This is a genomic window from Chroococcidiopsis sp., from assembly GCF_051657925.1.
Taxonomy (GTDB): Bacteria; Cyanobacteriota; Cyanobacteriia; order Cyanobacteriales; family Chroococcidiopsidaceae; genus Chroococcidiopsis.
In genome coordinates this window covers 19836-38115 of sequence record NZ_JBOFLP010000113.1, presented here as the reverse complement: position 1 = coordinate 38115, position 18280 = coordinate 19836, and the positions used below count along the sequence as shown (strand labels likewise).

Here is an 18280-nt window from a genome sequence, read left to right as displayed (position 1 = left end):
GGCCTCGCAATGATGCTTGGGAGGAATTGAAAAAGGAATTAGAATCAAAAAGCTGGATCACCGAGCAAGAGCGCGTGGAGTTACTCAATAAATCCACGGAAGTGATCAACTACTGGCAAGAGGAAGGCAGGCGGCGACCGCTAGGCGAAGCTCAGTCAAAATTTCCTGAAGTGACTTTTACAGGTAGCGCTTGATCGTAGACATAACCTAATAGCAGTTTTCAATTGGGTAAAATATACATCTGTAGGGGCGCACAGCGGTGCGCCCCTACCTGTATCACGCAGGCAATCGAGAATTGCGATGAAATATCATAAATATGACTTTTTTTGGTTTTGAGTCGGATCGCAACAACCGATCGCGTAAAAGCGTATCAGAGGTAAATCCAAAATCGTAAATCCAAAATCCAAAATTGTTAGGCTCATGCGCGTCCTAGTGATAGAAGATGAACCTGGTATTGCTCAATTCATTCGGCAGGGATTAAACGAAGCTGGTTATGCTGTAGATGTAGCCAGCGACGGTCAAGCGGGACTAAATTATGCCCTCGCAGCCGAGTATGACGTTATCGTGCTAGACATCATGTTGCCACAAATGGACGGTTTACAAGTATTGCGCCAAATGCGATCGCGCATCAAAACCCCCGTGCTGCTTTTAACTGCTCGCGATACTGTGGAAGACAGAGTTAAAGGGCTAGATGCAGGCGCAGATGATTACCTATTCAAGCCCTTTGCTTTTCCCGAACTACTGGCGCGTTTGCGTGCCTTATTGCGCCGCCCTCCTTTACAACTAGATACAATACTGCAAGTCGCCGACTTAGAAATGGATGTGGCGAATCGGGAAGTCCGCCGCGCTGGCAAGTCGATCGAACTTAGCCCCCGCGAGTTTAGCTTACTAGAATACTTGATGCGCCACCCTCGACAAGTACTGACTCGCAGCCAAATAACCGAGCGAATTTGGAATTTTGACTTCTATGGAGACTCCAACGTGGTCGATGTTTACATTGGCTATTTGCGGCGCAAGATAGACAACGGTTTCGATCGCCCCTTACTGCATACAGTGCGCGGTGTCGGCTATCGTCTGAGTGCCGAACAGAGCGATGGTTAGTCTCAAGTGGATCGATCGCATTCCCTTGCGGGTGAAGTTAACTGTCTGGTATGTCCTACTGTTAGGACTGACTCTCAGTGGCTTGACTGGCTATTTATATTTTCGGCTAGAGCGCAAGCTAATTTCTAAGGTAGATACTGCCTTGCAAATTGTTGCTTCTCAGTTCATAGCTTATTTAGCTGATGAAGATGATTCCCTAGCATTTCAAAACAAGCCAATTCAGCGCAATGCATCACGGCGTTTGCGTCAAGTGGGGTTTGCAATTCGCTTGATTAATCCAGATGGCGGAGTAGTAGACGGTTTTGGTAGATACCGAGAACTACCAGCAAAAGTCCCGACCGAGAAAGGATTCGCTACCCGATCGCGCAATGAAGTAGAATGGCGGACGATCGACCAGCCAGTAGTGCGTAACGGTCAAATAGTGGGATGGCTGCAAGTAGCACAGTCGCTAGAGACATTAGAAGAAATTTCCGAAGAACTCCCAATGGAGGTTTTATTCAGTTTGCCCTTGGTACTGCTCTTAGCTGCATCAGGAGGGCTATTTCTCTCGAATCGAGCCTTGCGTCCGATTCAGAAGATTAACCGCACCGCACAGGCGATCGCCGCTACTGACTTAAATCGGCGCGTCAACTACTGGGGTGCAGCAGATGAAGTGGGACAACTAGCAACCACATTTGACCAAATGTTAGACCGCTTGCAAGCAGCCTTTGAGCGGGAACAGCAATTTACTGCTAATGCTGCTCATGAGTTACGCACGCCTTTAGCTGTAATTAAGGGACGCATCGGTGTCACCCGCACTCGCTTGCGTACCGTTGCTGAATACGATAAGACACTGCAAGACTTAGAGCAAGAGGTAGACCGCTTGATTCGCTTGAGTAATGGCTTACTCTTACTTGCCAGGATCGATCGCGGTCAGTTTCCGTTTAATTTGCTGTCGGTAGATTTAAGCAGTCTGCTAGAGGTAATTGTAGAGCAAATACAACCCCTGGCAGAACAGCAAATTGCGATCGCCAATCATCTACCTGCTGAGTTACAAGTTCAAGGCGATCCTGATTGCCTGACCAACCTATTTCTCAATTTACTAGATAATGCTGTTAAGTATACTCCAGCAGGAGGTATGGTAAGGCTATGGGTTAAGGAGCGAGACAGCGAGGAGAAAATGGTAGAGGTGGCTGTAAGCAACACGGGAGCATGTATTCCTCCTGAGCATTTGCCGCATCTATTTGAGCGATTTTACCGCGCTGAATCTGTAAATGGAAGTAAAAATGGAGCTGGATTAGGATTGGCGATCGCTGCTGAAATCGTCCGTTTACATGGTGGCGCGATCGCGGTTGAAAGTATCTCTGAAGAAACTACTTTTACCGTAACTTTGCCTGTAATGGATTTGTTGACAGTTGACAGCGATCGCTGATACAGCGTTTCTCATACAGGTGCAATACATTCGTAGTAGGGGCGCACAGCCGTGCGTCCCTACAGATCTATCTCATTCAACCGAGTATAGCTATAACTACTAAATGAAAATGTATTTCTCATCATTTTCTTAATTTGTCTCTATAATTTGAGGTTATGTAGTTTGATTCATTTAATCTCTAGATGATAAGAGTGACAACAAATAGACAAAATCGATTAAATCGCCAATTGTGGAGAAAATTTTGGGCGATCGCCAAACCCTATTGGTTTTCCGAGCAGAAGTGGAAAGCGAGAGGATTGCTAATTTTGTTACTCGTATTGTCATTGGGTGTGAATGTAATTAATGTTAGTATTAGTTTTATTTTTAGAAATATCAATACAGCTTTAGCAAATTTTCCTCAAACTAGAGATACATCAACTTTTTGGCGATTTATTTTTATTTATGTTGGTTTATTGGTAATTGGCACGCCAATTGTCGTCATATTTGCTTATCTTCGAGATAAGCTAGGGCTTTATTGGCGCGAGTGGTTGACCAATCGCTTTCTCAATAAGTATCTGCAAAACCGTGCTTATTATTTGCTCAATTTCAACGAAGAAATTGATAACCCCGACCAGCGAATTTCTGAAGATATTAGGTCGTTCACCCGTACTAGTTTGACTTTCTTGCTATTAATCCTGACATCAGTTATTACCTTAATTTCTTTTACTGGTGTCTTGTTATCGATTTCTGTTTCTTTGTCATTTACCCTTTTAGCTTATGCAATTATCGGTACAATTATTACTGCTTGGATTGGACGCAGATTAATTAGGATCAACTTCGACCAACTGAAAAAAGAAGCAAATTTTCGTTACGGCTTAATTCACGTTCGCGACAATGCAGAATCGATCGCATTTTATCAAGGTGAAGCTGAAGAATCTATCGGACTGCGACAGCGTTTTCTTGCAGCAATCCGCAACTTTGACTTACTAATTAGCTGGCAGCGAAATCTTAGTTTTTTTACCGAAAGCTACAACTATTTTGTTGCCGCACTACCTTATTTAGTAGTCGCACCGATTTACTTTGCCGGAAACACGGAATTTGGTGCGTTTACCCAAGCCGCGATCGCGTTTCGCCAAATTTTTGCTGCTCTATCTATTGTCGTGAGTCAGTTTGAAAACTTGACAGCTTTTGCCGCAGGAGTCGATCGCCTCAGTAGCCTCACCGATGCTCTAGAAACTCCATCTCAACCGCAACCTGGTTCGACAACGATTGACGTGACGGAAGCTGCTAGATTAGCCATGCAGCGCGTAACGCTACAAACTCCTAACTATCAAAGAACTTTAGTTGAGGATTTGTCGCTGAGTTTGGAGCCAGGAGAAGGGTTAGTATTAGTGGGGCATAGCGGTAGTGGCAAAAGTTCAATTTTACGGGCGATCGCGGGGTTATGGAATGCGGGTACAGGTCATCTCACCCGTCCGCAGCTCAAAGAAATGCTGTTTTTACCCCAACGTCCCTACATGGTGTTAGGTTCTCTACGCAGTCAGTTACTCTATCCCCATACCGAGCGTCAGATCGACGAGCAGCAGTTGCGTCAAGTATTAGAGCAAGTCAACCTGACAGATTTACCTCAGAGGTTGGGAGGATTTGATGCTCAACTAGATTGGGCAAACGTGTTGTCTTTAGGAGAGCAACAGCGACTTGCTTTCGCGCGGCTTTTGCTGGCTCAACCTGCCTACGCGATTTTAGATGAAGCGACGAGTGCGTTGGATCTGGGGAACGAAAAACGCCTTTACCAACAACTTAAAGCAATGAGAACTACGACGGTTAGCGTCGGACACCGTGCCAGTTTGTTGCAGTACCACAAATACGTCTTGAAGTTGGAGGGAGATTCTCGCTGGCAGTTAATGTTGACAGATGAATATACAGCAGATGCAACGAGTTGAAGGATCGCTAGAACGCTAGCATCAACATACCAATTATGCTTCCCCAGAAAATAATCGCGAACAGCAGACCGTACAGAACTCCTCGCGTAGCGTATGGATAACAATCGATCTGCATCAGATCGATCGGAGTTTCTTCGGTTATGTATGCAATCGACTCAGATGAAGTTGTCTCCGGTCTAATTGTGCTTATCATCACGATTTAACTCCATTTTTTATAAAAGTCTCAGCCAATTAATCGTTCTCTCTGGGCAAACTGGGCGATCGCGCTTGCGTTGTTTGCCTCTATTTTCAGAATACAAATGGAGATTAAGAAAACAATGAGAACCAAATATTAGTCGATAAGACTTGCAAATCATCAACATCAGCAATATGTGGGCGATCGCCTAAAAATCGCGATCGCCTTTTTCGATCGCGGCGGCGATTCTCATGATTTTCTTAATTTTTCCTCGTAAGTTAAAAGTACGAACAATTTTGATTTGCTAAAAATTGCGATCGCTTTGAATAGAAAAATATGACTCAATACCTGCGAAGCCGTAAAAGTTGGATTGGCGCGATTTGTGGTGGCATATGGATAAGTCTATGGATAATACCGATAGCAGCAGCCGCACCCACAACCCCAGCTAACAAACCCAGTATTTTTAACGAACCGCCCTACAACCGCAGGCGGGATAGTATTACTAAACCTCTTTCTCAGCCGATTACACCGCCTCTACCAGAAGACCAACCAGCAAGTGCTACAGTTGTCCCCGTGGATGGGAAAGTCAATATTAAACTGACAAACCATACTAACGCAAAGATTTCCTATCAGATCGTCGGACATACCGACCAACGCACGCTTTTGGGGCGAGAAAATGTCACCCTGCAAGCTTTGCCTATACCTGTAGCTGTGACCTTCCGACGCGAGGATAAAGGACTGCTTCAGGTTCATCCCCAAATATCGTCCCAACCTGGACTGCTAGAAATTGCTTTTGATGAATCGACTGACTTCAAGACGGATAGAGTGGCGATGAGAATTGAAAAAACAGGTGATGTGTTCTTGAAGTAGCTGCATGGCTCTATCTACCAAAGCAATTCCACACCCATATCTTTAGTCATAAAAATCTATTTTCAAAGGTAACAAAAATGTCCATCAAACAACGCGATGCCAATAAGAATTTAGAGCAAACTAAATCCCATCTTCAATCCAACCATGCTATTCACCATCAAGCCAAGAAAAATTTAGTTCAGCAACCAGTGACTCGCTTCGCTTTATTCTTACTAGGAACTGCCGCTACCATTTTAGGTATCTATGCGATCGCCCGTCATTTTTCTTGGTGGCAGCTACCTTATACTTCTATAGCAGTTATCCCAACTGAAGCTGCACAAGCTAGCTTGCCCCCCAACATTAATACTAACTTTGTGACTGCTGTAGTGGATCGCGTCGGTCCAGCTGTCGTGCGAATTGATGCTGCTAAAACTGTTACCAATCGCTTACCCGATGCCTTCAACGATCCATTCTTTCGCGACTTTTTTGGCTCTCAAGTGCCGCAACCAGGTAGACGAACTATACGCGGGGCTGGTTCTGGCTTTATTATTAGTCCCAACGGGCGGATTCTCACCAATGCTCATGTCGTTGATGGTGCAGACACAGTGAAAGTGCGGCTTAAGGATGGACGCTCGTTTGAAGGAAAGGTGTTGGGAGCAGATCCAGTCACAGATGTGGCTGTAGTCCAGATTCAGGCACAGCAATTACCAACTGTGAAGTTTGGTAACTCACAGCAGCTACAACCTGGACAATGGGCGATCGCGATCGGCAACCCCCTCGGTCTTGACAATACAGTTACCACGGGGATCGTCAGCGCCACAGGTCGCTCCAGTAGCGATGTTGGTATTCCCGATAAACGGGTTAACTTTATTCAAACCGATGCCGCAATTAACCCTGGTAACTCTGGGGGACCGCTGTTGAATCAGCAGGGTGAAGTAATTGGGATGAATACTGCCATCATTGGCGGCGCTCAAGGACTAGGCTTTGCTATCCCTATTCATACTGCTCAGCGCATCGCCGACCAGCTAGTAGCGCGCGGTAGGGTAGAACATGCTTTTCTAGGCATTCAAATGCTGACGTTAACCCCAGAAGTCAAACAACAGATCGCTAGCGACCCCAACAGCTGGCTCAATGTAGATGAAGATCGAGGTGTCTTAGTCGTCAGAGTTGTACCCGATTCTCCTGCTGCAAAAGCTGGGTTACGAGTGGGCGATGTCATTCACAAGCTTAACGGTCAATCGGTCACGGAAGCTGACGCGATCCGACAGGCAGTAGAAAATAGCGCCATTGGTAAGGATATACGCCTAGAATTGCGTCGTCAGGGACGAACTCTCAACTTAGCTGTGCGTCCTGGTGCTTTTCCGACAGCTCAGGTAGAGTAATCTTGAAGCAGTATTGCGATCGCTCAAACAACAAAAACTCTTTCAGCATCCCTGCTAAAAGAGTTTTCGTCATAAGAAGATTGCCAAAAGAGTATTGGCTAAACTGTAACCATACCACCTGCGGCTTGAAACCTAGCCCGAGCGCGTTTAAACGCTTGAGTGGCTTGGATCTGTTCTTGACGAGCAGCGCCTTGAACTTGGTTGAGCTTAGTTTGGGCTTCGTTGTATGCAGCGCGGGCGGCTTCCATATCGATTTTGTCGCCACGTTCTGCACCGTTGACAAGAATTGTCACCTCATCGCTCTCGACTTCGGCAAATCCACCCATAAGGGCGATCGCCACCCAACTTTGCCCTTTGTCAGGACGGACGCGCATCACGGCAGTATCGAGGGCAGTTAATAAGGGAGCATGTCCGCTGAGAATACCTAGTTGTCCAGTGGTACTGGGTAAAATCACTTCTTCAGCCGGAGCATCCCAAACAGTCTTGTCTGGGGAAATTACACGAACTGTCAATGTCATATTTGCTGATTGGTAATTGGTAATTGGTAGTTGGTAGTTGGCAATGGGTAATTAGTCGTCTATTATCAGCTATTAGTCAATTTTGACTTTTGACTTTTAACTTTTCACTTTGGAATTACCGATTACCCATTACCGATTACCCATTACCCTTTCATTTTTTCCGCTTTGGCAACTGCTTCTTCAATGCTGCCCACCATATAGAAAGCCTGTTCTGGAAGGCTGTCTAATTCTCCAGACAGAATTGACTTGAAGCCTTTAATTGTTTCTTCTAGCTTCACGTACTTACCAGGAGAACCAGTGAAGACTTCAGCTACAAAGAACGGCTGGGAGAGGAAGCGCTCGATCTTCCGCGCCCGTGCGACTGTCAATCTGTCTTCTTCCGACAATTCATCTAACCCAAGAATGGCGATGATGTCTTGCAGTTCTTTGTAACGCTGGAGGGTAGCTTGAACGGCGCGAGCTGTACCGTAGTGATCGTCACCGACGATATTGGGTTGCAACATGGTAGAAGTTGAACCCAGTGGGTCTACAGCTGGATAAATGCCCTTAGCTGCCAAACCACGAGACAATACAGTAGTACCGTCTAGGTGAGCGAATGTAGTTGCTGGTGCGGGGTCGGTCAAGTCGTCCGCTGGAACGTAAACGGCTTGAATGGAGGTAATAGAACCTTCTGTAGTCGAAGTGATCCGCTCTTGCAGTTCGCCTACGTCCGTACCCAGAGTGGGTTGGTATCCTACTGCTGAAGGCATCCGTCCTAGTAGTGCGGATACTTCCGAACCTGCTTGGACGAAACGGAAGATGTTGTCGATAAATAGCAATACGTCTTGCTTGTTGACATCGCGGAAATATTCAGCCATTGTCAACGCTGATAGTCCCACCCGCATTCTGGCTCCAGGTGGTTCGTTCATCTGACCGTAGACCAGAGCGATTTTCGACTCGTTGAGGTCATCTTTATTGATTACCCCAGATTCGATCATTTCGTTGTAAAGGTCGTTTCCTTCACGGGTACGTTCGCCCACGCCACCGAATACCGACACACCACCGTGTTGAGTTGCAATGTTATTGATCAACTCCATCATGATTACGGTTTTGCCGACGCCAGCACCACCGAACAGACCGATCTTGCCACCACGTCGATAGGGTGTGAGTAGGTCAACCACTTTGATCCCCGTTTCAAACACGGAAGGTTTGGTTTCCAAATCTACGAGTTTGGGCGCTTCGCGGTGGATGGGGAATTTTTCTTCTGTGTTAACAGGTCCTCTGTTATCTACGGGTTCGCCCAAGACGTTGAAAATTCGACCCAAGGTAGCCTTACCTACTGGTACGGAAATGGGAGCGCCTGTATCAACCGCTTCCATCCCGCGAACTAGACCATCGGTGGAACTCATGGAAACTGTACGCACCTGTTGATCGCCCATAAGTTGCTGCACTTCACAGGTGACAGAAACTTCTTGTCCAGCTTCATTGGTGCTTTTGATAGTCAGAGCGTTGTAGATCGCTGGCAGTTTGCCTTCTGGGAATTTTACGTCTACAACAGGACCAATGATTTGTGTAATGTATCCAATACCTGTTTTTTCTGCGGTGGTGACCATTCTCTCGCCTAAGTTCGATTTCAGCTATGTTTTAGATCCGGTCGGACAGTTTATCTACAAACTTGCCATCATTCAGACGGATGCGAGTTTGCCATCTTTACAGACAGACATAAACTTGCCATCTTCCAGAGTACCACCGATCAGTTATCAGTTATCAGTTATCAGTTATCAGTTATCAGGGAGTCGGGAGTCGGGGGTCGTAGGGGCGGGTTTAGCAAGCAGATTCATGGCTTCCGTCAATAAATTGTGACTCAAAACCCGCCCGTACAGGGGAGTCGGGGAAGAGAGCTTCAGGGGCTGAGGGGCAGAGGAGCAAGAACTATCAACCGTCAACTACCAATTACCAATTACCAACTACCAATTACCAGCTACCACTTTTCATTCGTCTGCTTTCACTCGCCGAATTGGTAAATTAGCAATCAGAGCTGTCGATCGCTGGTTGTTTTCTAAAGAAAACTCCATCCCTTCTACATCCAGTTCGACGTACCGACCAACCACCTCTAATATTTCCCGCCGCATTTTCTCGATTGTTTGCGGACTCAAATCGCTGCGATCGTGGGAAATTACTAATTGCAGCCGTTGCTTGACTTGAGAACGACTGTTGTTATCGTTCGGATTATTAGAAAAAATTTTATCTAAAAGATCGCTAAACATGGCATCTGGATGCAGGTTGCAGGTTGTTAAATCGGGGCTTAAATTAGTTTCGTCCACAGCAATTTGCGCAGACGAGAAAGAAAACCCTCATGCACGGGATGGAGATCGAGAAATTCGATTTTTTCGCCTTCTAATCGGCGGGCAATATTATCAAATGCCTTACCAGCTAGGGTAGGGTCTTCAGCTAAAACCAGGGGTTCGCCTCTATTAGTTGAAACGATCACGCGCTCGTCTTCTGGGACTACGCCTAATAGGGGAATGCCCAAAAGTTCCTGCACGTCCTGCACTGACATCATATCATTCATTTGCACCATCGCGGGGCGCAGACGGTTGACAATTAACTGAATTTGCTTGACTCCGTTAGCCTCTAATAGACCGACTACGCGATCGGCATCGCGGACTGCGGCAATTTCTGGTGTAGTGACAATAATTGCTTCTTGCGCTGCCACGATCGCATTTTTGAAGCCCGTTTCAATTCCGGCTGGGCTGTCTATAACAATATATTCGTAGTTTTTGGTTAAAGTCCCCACCAGTTGTTTCATCTGTTCTGGGGTAACTGCCTCTTTAGTGCGATTTTGGGCAGCTGGTAGCAGGACTAGTTTTGGTTCGCGTTTATCTTTAACCAGGGCTTGTTCTAGACGACATTCTCCAGTTACAACTTCAACGGCAGTGTAGACTATCCTGTTTTCTAGACCTAGTAGTAGGTCTAAATTACGCAGCCCGAAATCCGCATCGACTAGGACAACCGTGCGCCCCATGCGGGCTAGTGCCATGCCAATGTTGGCTGTGAAGGTAGTCTTACCCACCCCTCCTTTTCCAGATGTTGTGACGATGATGCGAGTCATGGCTTAGATATAAACTGGGACTTAGAAAAATCAGCGGCTTTTGTGATGCGAATGCCTTCGGGTGTGACGTAGGCAACTTCAGGATAAAATCGATCTGGGATAGTTGTTGGCGCTCTAGCTACAGAATCGGCAATTCGTAACTGCGTGGGTTCCATTTGCAGGGCAACAATTAGGCATTTAGAATTACCGCTTGCTCCTGCGTGGGCAACTCCCCGCAATCGCCCCCAGACTAGAATGTCTCCATCGGCAATGACGTTTCCACCTGGGTTAAGATCGCCCAAGATTACGACCGTACCAGGGTGGCGAATTTCCGTCCCCGATCGCACGGTCATTTGTAAGTACAACGGTTCTGCTAAAGGCGCGGGCGATGCTGCGGGGAGTTGATTGATTGCCGATACTGGCGGGGCTTGTTGTTCGACGCAATAACCTGCGGTGGCGGCGGCTACAGCAGTTTGACGGCGCGTCGTACAGACTCGTCGCAGTTGCAATTGGACTTCCCACAAGGCATCAGCGATCGTCTTCAGTTGTCTGCCATCCAGCAACCGATCCGCTGCCATGAGATCGACAGTCGTATTTGGTTGCCAGAAGCGATCGCCTCCCTGCAACCGTTGTTTTAACTGTAGCCAAAGATCCGACCAGTTGAGCGCCGAGGATTCTCCTTCTGCTGGCAGCGTTAACACCAGCCGTCCTTCCTCGCTTTTGAGGCGAACTTGTAAACTAGCGATCGCCTCTGGGGAAGGCGGAGTAATAGTTGGAACTAGTTCTGAATGGGCAGAATCAGATGTCATGTATTATCAGGTCAGCAGAGGCACGCGAACCGACTCACTAAATATCCATAACATATTAAATGAGTTGAGGCAGAAAACTTTCTGAGGAAGTTAATAATTGTCATTTGTCATTTGTGAGGAGACAGGAGTCAGGAGTCAGGAGTCAGAATAAACTGGGCACTGCTCCCTGCTCCCTGCTCCCTGCTCCCTTCCCCCTAGGGAGGAAGACACCGATCGCGGCAAGGGCTACAGTAACAGCAAAATTGCTGGTAATAGCCAGAAAATGGAGGCGCTGCTGTGCGGATCGGGCAATGGATTGGTTTTCTCGCCCTGATTATCTCTCTCTACGTTCTGTGGCAACTGCGACAAGTTGTTTTACTCATATTCGCTGCTGTTGTCTTGGCAACGGTTCTCAATCGATTAGTGCGGTTTCTTCAGCGTTCCCGCATTCCGCGAGGGATTGCCATAGCAATTACAGTTATTGCCTTACTGGCGATCGTGGCTGGTATTTTCGCGATCGTCGTGCCACGTATCGTAGAGCAATTGCAACAGTTGGTAAAGCTCCTGCCAGAAATATCGGCTCGGGTGCTTGGCTGGTACAACTGGGTACGCAGCTTAATTCCCGGACGAGTTTTAGAAGCCGCCCCACCCTTAAGCAATCTGACTCAACAACTCCAGTCTTTTGTAGGGGGAATATTAGGTAACTTTGTCACCGTGTTGAATAACTCTTTGGCAGCGGTGGTGAATTTCCTGCTATTTTTTGTCCTCACGATTATGCTGCTACTCAATCCCGTCCCCTATCGCCGCACGTTGACTCTTGCTTTTCCTGCTTTCTATCGTCGTCGAGTGGACGAAATTCTTTCAGAATGCGAAGACTCTTTAGTCGGTTGGATTAAAGGAACTCTCTTCGCAATGGTAGGGATTGGAGTCGTCTCTTTTATTGGATTATCTCTTTTGGGAGTTCCATTACCTTTAGTTAATGCTTTGATAGCAGGCTTATTAGAATTTATTCCTAACGTGGGACCTACTTTAAGCGTCATTCCTCCAGTTTTGCTGGCGCTTTTAGACGCTCCTTGGAAAGCCGGGGCGGTTATTATTTTATATTTAGCGATTCAGCAGTTTGAAAGTTTGGTACTCGTACCAATAATTATGCAACGGGAAGTCTCTTTGTTACCCGTATTTACTATTCTTGCTGTCGTTGTCTTTGCAAGTTTGTTCGGTTTTTTAGGCTTATTTCTTGCTATTCCATTATTAATCGTGACTCAAATTTGGTTAAAAGAAGTTTTGGTTAAAGATATTCTCAACCGATGGCAAGGAGAAAAAGAAAGTAAGGAAGACAAAGAAACAAGAGGACAAGTTGAAGTATGAATGCTAAAACTTTAAACCATTTTGTTAACTGTCGTATCCAATTGAAAGATTGCAGCATTTTTTATCAGCAAAGTGTTCGGCATTCTTCAACTCCCATTCTGTTTTTACATGGTTGGGGAATCTCATCTGAGCCTTACCAAGAAGTTTTGGAACTCATAGCAGAACAACACGCTGTCATCGCTCCCGATTTACCTAGTTTTGCTCGTTCCTCCTACCATAATCTAATTTCTGACTACCACAGCTATGCAAAATTCATAGTTTCATTCTTAGAAGCTCTAAATCTTCCACAAGTGCATCTGGTGGGACACTCGTTAGGTGGAGGAATCGCCATTACTTTAGCTACTCTCATTCCAGAGCGGGTAAAAAGTCTAGTTTTATTAGATAGCACGGGAATTCCATCTGTATCTATTCCAGAAATAGTACCGCGTAGAGCAATTGAGATGACCGCTCAAATTTCTATTCCCAAACTAAAGTTACAATTTTTTGATATTCCTAAAGTCTTTACTCATAATCTCTTATTTAATACTGGAAATATTATTTATGCCTTATTCATTTCATTATATCAAGACTCAACACATTTATTGCCTAGCATTAAAGCCCCTTGCTTAATATTATGGTCGGAGAAAGATCTAACTACACCGTTATCAGTAGCACGAGAAATGGCTAATCTCATTCCAAATTCCACATTAACTATTGTTAAAGAGGGTTATCACGAATGGATGCTTTGGCATCCCGAAAAACTTGCATCGATCGCACTTGATTTTATCAAGCAAGTTGAGTTAGATTGAGGCGATCGCCTGTTAGTTGAATGACAAATGACAAACGACTCATGACAAATGACAAACGACAGCCATAACGCTAAGTATTACAAATTACTGAGAGCTGGCAGAGTTAGGGTTAAAATTGTAAGTATCAAGAGACAGAGAACCATCTCTTATCTAGGCTGCAAGGAGCGAGTCTTATGGCAGGTACAAATCCTTCTGATGCAGTCAACCCTTCATCAAAGCCATCAGTTGAAAATGAAGAGTTGTTATTAGCAGATCTCATTGGTACGGACAATATCGACATAGTTTTCGAGGAATTGAGCGATCGCGACGCTGAAATCGGTACGATTCTGAAACGGTTGAAAAATCCGACGCTCTATGCTGAAGATGTGACAGGCGGCGATCTTGACGATGATTGGTATCAAGCCGAGGTTGTCGGCGAAGAAGCAGTTGGGGGAGACAATCCCACCCCCGATCAAAGCGTGACTGAGAATCTGTTGCATTCAATGGGGATTACCTCAATAGACGGACAGCCAGTAGAAACTTGGAAAAATTTGCAGCAACGCGATCTCGAACGCTGGGAACTCAACCCTGAATCGTCAGAAGATTATCGGGAACACGGAGAATAATTTGAATCAAATCGTCAGCGATCGCACTATGATGCGTCTATCTCAAGGACAACTCAACTTGCTAGAACGTTGCCCGCGTCAATTTCAACATACCTATTTAGATCTATTCGGTTCGCCTACGACATCGGAACAACAAGAAAGACAAGCTTGGGGAAGTCGATTTCACTTGCTGATGCAACAGCGAGAATTGGGCTTGCCAATTGAATCTTTAGTGCAGGAAGACATACAGTTACAACACTGGATAAATGCCTTTGCGACTGCTGCACCAGAAATTTTAAATCTAGATGCAAATCGTCAGATTTTTCGCGAAAGCGAACATTACCGCACGCTGCAAGTGCAAGATTATTTATTATCGGTTATTTACGATTTATTAATCGCAGACGATCGCCAAGCCCAAATTTTCGACTGGAAGACAAACCCCAAATTACCAAAAAAAGCTCAGCTCGAAAAGAATTGGCAGACAAGGCTATATTTATATGTCTTAGCCGAAACCAGCGATTACCTGCCAGAACAGATTTCGATGACTTATTGGTATGTCCCATCTTCTCTAGAAGTAGCGCAGCCAAAATCGTTACAACAAATTAAATTTACCTACAGTCAAGCCAAACACGAAAAAACAGCTAAAGAATTACAGCAGTTATTACATAGATTTACCTATTGGTTGAAATGCTACGAACTAGGCGAACCATTTCCGCAAATCCCAGAAGGAAATAACAACTGCGAATATTGTCAATTTGCCACTCGTTGCCAGCGCGATCGCGACGATTCAGCAGCTAGCCGTCAAAATTGGTTGCCCGATCTAGCAGATATTCCAGAAGTTTCTCTTGGTTGAGATTTAACGCCATCTATTACAACTAGCCGATGCACGAATACGTCAAAGATAGAATCTTTAACAAATTATCTCAGCGGTCGTTCGCTCTTACCCGATTTGCCTTATGATGTCAAAGCTACTGCATTTCAACTGCAAGTTTGGCAGGCGCTACAAACCATTCCCATTGGTACGACCGTAACATACAGCGATATTACCCGCAGTATCGGGTAGCCAACTGCCATCCGCGCCGTTGTCCGTGCCTGTGCGACTAACTCAATTGCCCTCCTAAACTACCTGTCATTCGGGTAGTTCCTACAGGTAGTTTAGAGGCGATCGCTGGGAAATTACCTGCAAGCAAGCACTACTGGAGTTAGAGCAAAGGTATTCAAAGCAACAGTATACGGAACCTCAAAAATGAATTTCCACGGCAATGCAGGAAGCGCCATGATGCAAGACACGATTTATAAAACCTTACAGGCAAGTAGGGTACAATTTATTCGCATTCTCTGGTGCGATAATGCCAATATCATTCGTGGCAAAGCAATACACATCGGCGCGTTATCTCAGCTAGTGGATTATGGAGTCGGCATCAGTGCGGCACAGCAAGCAATTCCCGTGATGCACGACGCGGTAGTGGCGGAAACGGGGTTGAGTCCTGTAGGTGAAATTCGCTTAATCCCAGATTGGAATACCTTGAGCGTACTGCCTTATTCTACAGGTCACGCTCGCGCGATTGGCGATATGATGCAAGATGGCAGTCCTTGGGCTTACTGTCCGCGAGACTTTTTGAAACGAGCGATCGCGGCGGCGCAGGAAGCAGGAATAGAGGTGATGGCAGCGTTTGAAAATGAATTTTATCTACTTCATCCATCTGAGAATGGATTGGGAGTAGAACCAGGCGATCGCACGGTCTTTGCTTCTACTTTCGCGATGGATGCTAATTTAGCAGTTATTAACGAAATTGCTGAAGCCCTCCTCGCCCAAAATATCCCTGTAGAACAGTATCATCCTGAATCTGGTGGCGGACAACATGAAATTTCGGTGCGTTACACCCGCGCTTTGTCAGCAGCAGATTACCAAATTGCTTTTCGGGAAACCGTGCGTGCAGTAGCATTGCGCCACAAACTCAAAGCCTCGTTTCTACCAAAAATCTTTGCCGAACAAGCGGGTAGTGGTTGTCACCTGCACCTGAGTCTCTGGCAAGATGGTAAAAATCTCATTTCCGACACTGGGAACGCGCCTGGAATCTCAAAAATTGCCCGTGCTTTTATTGCTGGCATTTTGGAGCATTTACCCGCCTTGATGGCACTGACTACCCCTAGTATCAACTCCTATCGTCGCATTCGCCCTCACTCTTGGAGTGGGGCTTTTCGCGCTTGGGGATACGACAACCGCGAAGCCGCGATTCGAGTCCCCAGCAATCCGGCAAGTCCCAGTCCGACGCAGATAGAAATCAAAACTGTTGATGCTTCTGCCAATCCCTACATTGCTCTAGGCGCAGTCATCACCGCTGGATTGGACGGCGTGCGTCGTCAACTCGAATCAGGAGAGGCGATCGCAGTTGACCCAGGATCTATGTCACAATCGGAACGAGAAGCGAAGGGAATTGATGCCCTACCAACAAATTTAGGTGAGGCGATCGCGCATCTCCAAACCGATAAAGTTCTCCTCGATGCTTTAGGCAAAGAACTCGCTCAAGCATACATTGCCGTCCGTCTAGCCGAGTGGGAAGCCATGAAAGATTGGACGTTGAAAGAAGAAGTAAAGTTGTTATTGGAAAGATATTAATTTAAAAGTCAAAAGTTGAAAGTTAAAAGTCAAAATTCATGTCTTTGTAGCGGCGGGTTCACCACAAAGATTTGCCGAAGTCTCAATCGTGTATTTGTAGGGGTGGTTTTATGTAAAAGTAGAGTGGGCAATGCTCACTTTACTAACTTTGAAATATGCTTTTATCAATATTAGAAAAGACTTCAGGCTGAAAATCTTTGGGAATATCTTCTGTAGCAATTTGATTTGAGCTAAGAATTGATAGAGCTTCCCGCATCAACTCGTTTTGCTCTTGATTAAGCAGGGCTAACTTAGCAGAAATTTCTAATAGTCGCTGGTGTTGCTTGGTATAATTTATGTGCACGTTTGATGCCGCTATGACGTGCGTTTGATGCATGTTTCTTCGAGTAGGTTTTAGGCTAAATCGAGCGAATAATTTATGCAGCGATCGCCAGCTCATTTGAATTAAAAAATACCCTAATTTCAGTGGCATTTGTAATACTGACAAACAGAACTTTTCAAATAAGCGTCCGATGGATTTAATGAAACTCCAGGCAATCGCGAGGAGAAATAACAGTATAATTACACTTATAATAGGGCGATCTATTGCCCAATTCAGAACTTGTAGCGATCGCTCTACGGTTGGATGCGCTTCTAACCAACTCTGAAACAATGTCACCTGCGTGGAGGCAATCGGTGCGATCGCCTTATCTGCTAAACTACCAGCAGCATCTTGAGTTGTAGTAGTTATCCGCGCGATCGTATGGCTAAAAGTATCGCCAGCCGCAGCTACCCAATCTTTTGTCCGCTCCAGAATTGAAGTACCATTTTCTGCTTGAGATATCATCCTCAACCAACTCCTGCGATCGTGCTACCTCAAGCCTATCTCTGCCAAGTCATTTTGAGCAGATGGCATAAATTTGTAGAGAGTAACTATGCAACTACGCTACAGATGAATACCAATAATCTCATTATAGTTATACCGATTCTTCATGACTACTTCGTGTGAAGATCCCCCCTAGCCCCCCTTATTAAGGGGGGCTAGGGGGGATCGGAATCTATGCAAAATAGTTAGAGCAGATCGTTATGGTAGACTCAATCCTAAGACCCAATTTGTAGAACGATATATAACTCTTTTAGCTTCAGGTTTCCAGCGGAATAGTTGTTTTAATATAAACGTTTCGGAGAGGAATCTAATGCAAGATAAATTAACAAGCGTAGCCAAGAATTGCGATCTAACAGGCAGTTCTTTAAATCGCGAGGTTGTTGAAACTCTGAAAGAGTTTCTAGCTGATGGTGAGAAACGGGTACAGGTAGCAGGTATTATTGGTTCCAATGCAGCTGAGATTGTCAAAACAGCAGTCAGTTTATTATTCCAAGAATACCCAGAGCTAGTTAGTCCAGGTGGCAATGCTTACACAACACGCCGCTACAATATGTACGTGCGAGATATGAACTACTTCTTGCGATATTGTAGCTATGCGATCGTGGCTGGAGATGCTAGCGTCTTAGACGAACGATTGCTGGCTGGTTTGCGAGATACTTTCAACTCTCTAAGAATCCCTTTAGGTCCCACTGCTCGAAGTATCCAGCTGATGAAAAATATAGTCAAAGAAAAGCTAGTGACGGCTGGAATGACTAACGCTACGTTTGTCGATGAACCATTCGATTACGTCGTGCGTGAGATTAGCGAAACGGAGATTTAGCAAAGTGTGGTGGGCAGGC

The 18280-nt window shown here is 45.6% G+C and carries 20 protein-coding genes and 1 pseudogene; 14 read left to right on the top strand and 7 right to left on the bottom strand.

All coding sequences use genetic code 11. From position 1 onward, the window contains the following. From ACRC32_RS08500 to ACRC32_RS08485, 4 genes and pseudogenes are all read left to right on the top strand, one after another. Window positions 1–194 (top strand): annotated as a pseudogene (locus ACRC32_RS08500) (30S ribosomal protein PSRP-3); the annotation flags it as partial. A 226-nt stretch (window positions 195–420) separates the two neighbouring features. After that, a complete protein-coding gene (locus tag ACRC32_RS08495) occupies window positions 421–1101 on the top strand; it encodes a response regulator (protein WP_438553552.1) in 681 nt (226 codons plus the stop codon). Beyond that, window positions 1094–2512, top strand: a complete 1419-nt coding sequence (locus tag ACRC32_RS08490) for a sensor histidine kinase (protein WP_438553551.1) — start codon at window positions 1094–1096, stop codon at window positions 2510–2512. Before ACRC32_RS08495 ends, ACRC32_RS08490 begins: the two co-directional genes overlap by 8 nt. 182 nt (window positions 2513–2694) lie before the next feature. After that, window positions 2695–4434 carry an ABC transporter ATP-binding protein/permease gene (locus ACRC32_RS08485; RefSeq protein WP_438553550.1) on the top strand — a complete coding sequence of 580 codons (1740 nt, stop codon included), beginning with the start codon at window positions 2695–2697 and terminating at the stop codon, window positions 4432–4434. Window positions 4435–4441: 7 nt separating this feature from the next. Here ACRC32_RS08485 and ACRC32_RS08480 read toward each other — a convergent pair whose 3' ends face one another. After that, window positions 4442–4630: a hypothetical protein gene (locus ACRC32_RS08480; protein WP_438553549.1), complete on the bottom strand. Its 189-nt coding sequence runs from the start codon at window positions 4628–4630 to the stop codon at window positions 4442–4444. 315 nt (window positions 4631–4945) lie between these two features. Between ACRC32_RS08480 and ACRC32_RS08475 the strand changes: the two genes are divergently transcribed. Together ACRC32_RS08475 and ACRC32_RS08470 are read left to right on the top strand one after the other, a co-directional pair. Beyond that, entirely contained in the window at window positions 4946–5479 is a 534-nt protein-coding gene (locus ACRC32_RS08475) for a hypothetical protein (RefSeq protein WP_438553548.1), read from the top strand. Window positions 5480–5556: 77 nt separating this feature from the next. After that, entirely contained in the window at window positions 5557–6840 is a 1284-nt protein-coding gene (locus ACRC32_RS08470) for an HhoA/HhoB/HtrA family serine endopeptidase (RefSeq protein ID WP_438553547.1), read from the top strand. 98 nt (window positions 6841–6938) lie between these two features. Here the strand turns inward: ACRC32_RS08470 and atpC are convergent, their stop codons facing one another. Then, window positions 6939–7358, bottom strand: a complete 420-nt coding sequence (atpC, locus tag ACRC32_RS08465; protein WP_438553546.1) for an ATP synthase F1 subunit epsilon — start codon at window positions 7356–7358, stop codon at window positions 6939–6941. Between the two features lie 143 nt (window positions 7359–7501). Next, complete coding sequence (gene atpD / locus ACRC32_RS08460) at window positions 7502–8950, bottom strand: F0F1 ATP synthase subunit beta (protein WP_015153841.1); 1449 nt, start codon at window positions 8948–8950, stop codon at window positions 7502–7504. Between atpD and ACRC32_RS08455 the strand changes: the two genes are divergently transcribed. Then, entirely contained in the window at window positions 8940–9200 is a 261-nt protein-coding gene (locus tag ACRC32_RS08455) for a hypothetical protein (protein WP_438553545.1), read from the top strand. The genes atpD and ACRC32_RS08455 overlap by 11 nt on opposite strands. Before the next feature lie 128 nt (window positions 9201–9328). Here the strand turns inward: ACRC32_RS08455 and minE are convergent, their stop codons facing one another. From minE to minC, 3 genes are read right to left on the bottom strand one after another with little or no spacing between them, the layout of a single operon-like run. Then, window positions 9329–9604: a cell division topological specificity factor MinE gene (gene minE, locus ACRC32_RS08450; protein ID WP_438553554.1), complete on the bottom strand. Its 276-nt coding sequence runs from the start codon at window positions 9602–9604 to the stop codon at window positions 9329–9331. A 38-nt stretch (window positions 9605–9642) separates the two neighbouring features. Continuing rightward, complete coding sequence (minD, locus tag ACRC32_RS08445; protein ID WP_106545844.1) at window positions 9643–10449, bottom strand: septum site-determining protein MinD; 807 nt, start codon at window positions 10447–10449, stop codon at window positions 9643–9645. After that, window positions 10446–11237: a septum site-determining protein MinC gene (gene minC, locus ACRC32_RS08440; protein ID WP_438553544.1), complete on the bottom strand. Its 792-nt coding sequence runs from the start codon at window positions 11235–11237 to the stop codon at window positions 10446–10448. The genes minD and minC overlap by 4 nt, the downstream gene beginning before the upstream one ends. Before the next feature lie 276 nt (window positions 11238–11513). Here minC and ACRC32_RS08435 point away from each other — a divergent pair, with 276 nt between their 5' ends. The 6 genes from ACRC32_RS08435 to ACRC32_RS08410 all read left to right on the top strand — a co-directional run bounded on the left by ACRC32_RS08435 (window position 11514) and on the right by ACRC32_RS08410 (window position 16576). Further along, window positions 11514–12584, top strand: a complete 1071-nt coding sequence (locus tag ACRC32_RS08435) for an AI-2E family transporter (protein WP_438553543.1) — start codon at window positions 11514–11516, stop codon at window positions 12582–12584. Then, complete coding sequence (locus tag ACRC32_RS08430) at window positions 12581–13372, top strand: alpha/beta fold hydrolase (RefSeq protein ID WP_438553542.1); 792 nt, start codon at window positions 12581–12583, stop codon at window positions 13370–13372. Before ACRC32_RS08435 ends, ACRC32_RS08430 begins: the two co-directional genes overlap by 4 nt. 173 nt (window positions 13373–13545) lie before the next feature. After that, window positions 13546–13977 carry a DUF6335 family protein gene (locus tag ACRC32_RS08425; protein ID WP_438553541.1) on the top strand — a complete coding sequence of 144 codons (432 nt, stop codon included), beginning with the start codon at window positions 13546–13548 and terminating at the stop codon, window positions 13975–13977. Between the two features lie 31 nt (window positions 13978–14008). Further along, window positions 14009–14809 carry a PD-(D/E)XK nuclease family protein gene (locus tag ACRC32_RS08420; protein ID WP_438553553.1) on the top strand — a complete coding sequence of 267 codons (801 nt, stop codon included), beginning with the start codon at window positions 14009–14011 and terminating at the stop codon, window positions 14807–14809. Between the two features lie 96 nt (window positions 14810–14905). Then, the gene (locus ACRC32_RS08415; RefSeq protein ID WP_199197710.1) at window positions 14906–15019 is read left to right on the top strand and encodes an MGMT family protein; all 114 of its coding nucleotides are present in this window, start codon (window positions 14906–14908) and stop codon (window positions 15017–15019) included. Between the two features lie 183 nt (window positions 15020–15202). Then, the gene (locus ACRC32_RS08410) at window positions 15203–16576 is read left to right on the top strand and encodes a glutamine synthetase family protein (RefSeq protein WP_438553540.1); all 1374 of its coding nucleotides are present in this window, start codon (window positions 15203–15205) and stop codon (window positions 16574–16576) included. Window positions 16577–16718: 142 nt separating this feature from the next. Here ACRC32_RS08410 and ACRC32_RS08405 read toward each other — a convergent pair whose 3' ends face one another. Continuing rightward, complete coding sequence (locus ACRC32_RS08405) at window positions 16719–17402, bottom strand: hypothetical protein (RefSeq protein WP_438553539.1); 684 nt, start codon at window positions 17400–17402, stop codon at window positions 16719–16721. A 349-nt stretch (window positions 17403–17751) separates the two neighbouring features. Here ACRC32_RS08405 and ACRC32_RS08400 point away from each other — a divergent pair, with 349 nt between their 5' ends. Next, window positions 17752–18261 carry an allophycocyanin subunit beta gene (locus tag ACRC32_RS08400; protein WP_438553538.1) on the top strand — a complete coding sequence of 170 codons (510 nt, stop codon included), beginning with the start codon at window positions 17752–17754 and terminating at the stop codon, window positions 18259–18261. Window positions 18262–18280 lie beyond the last annotated feature (19 nt).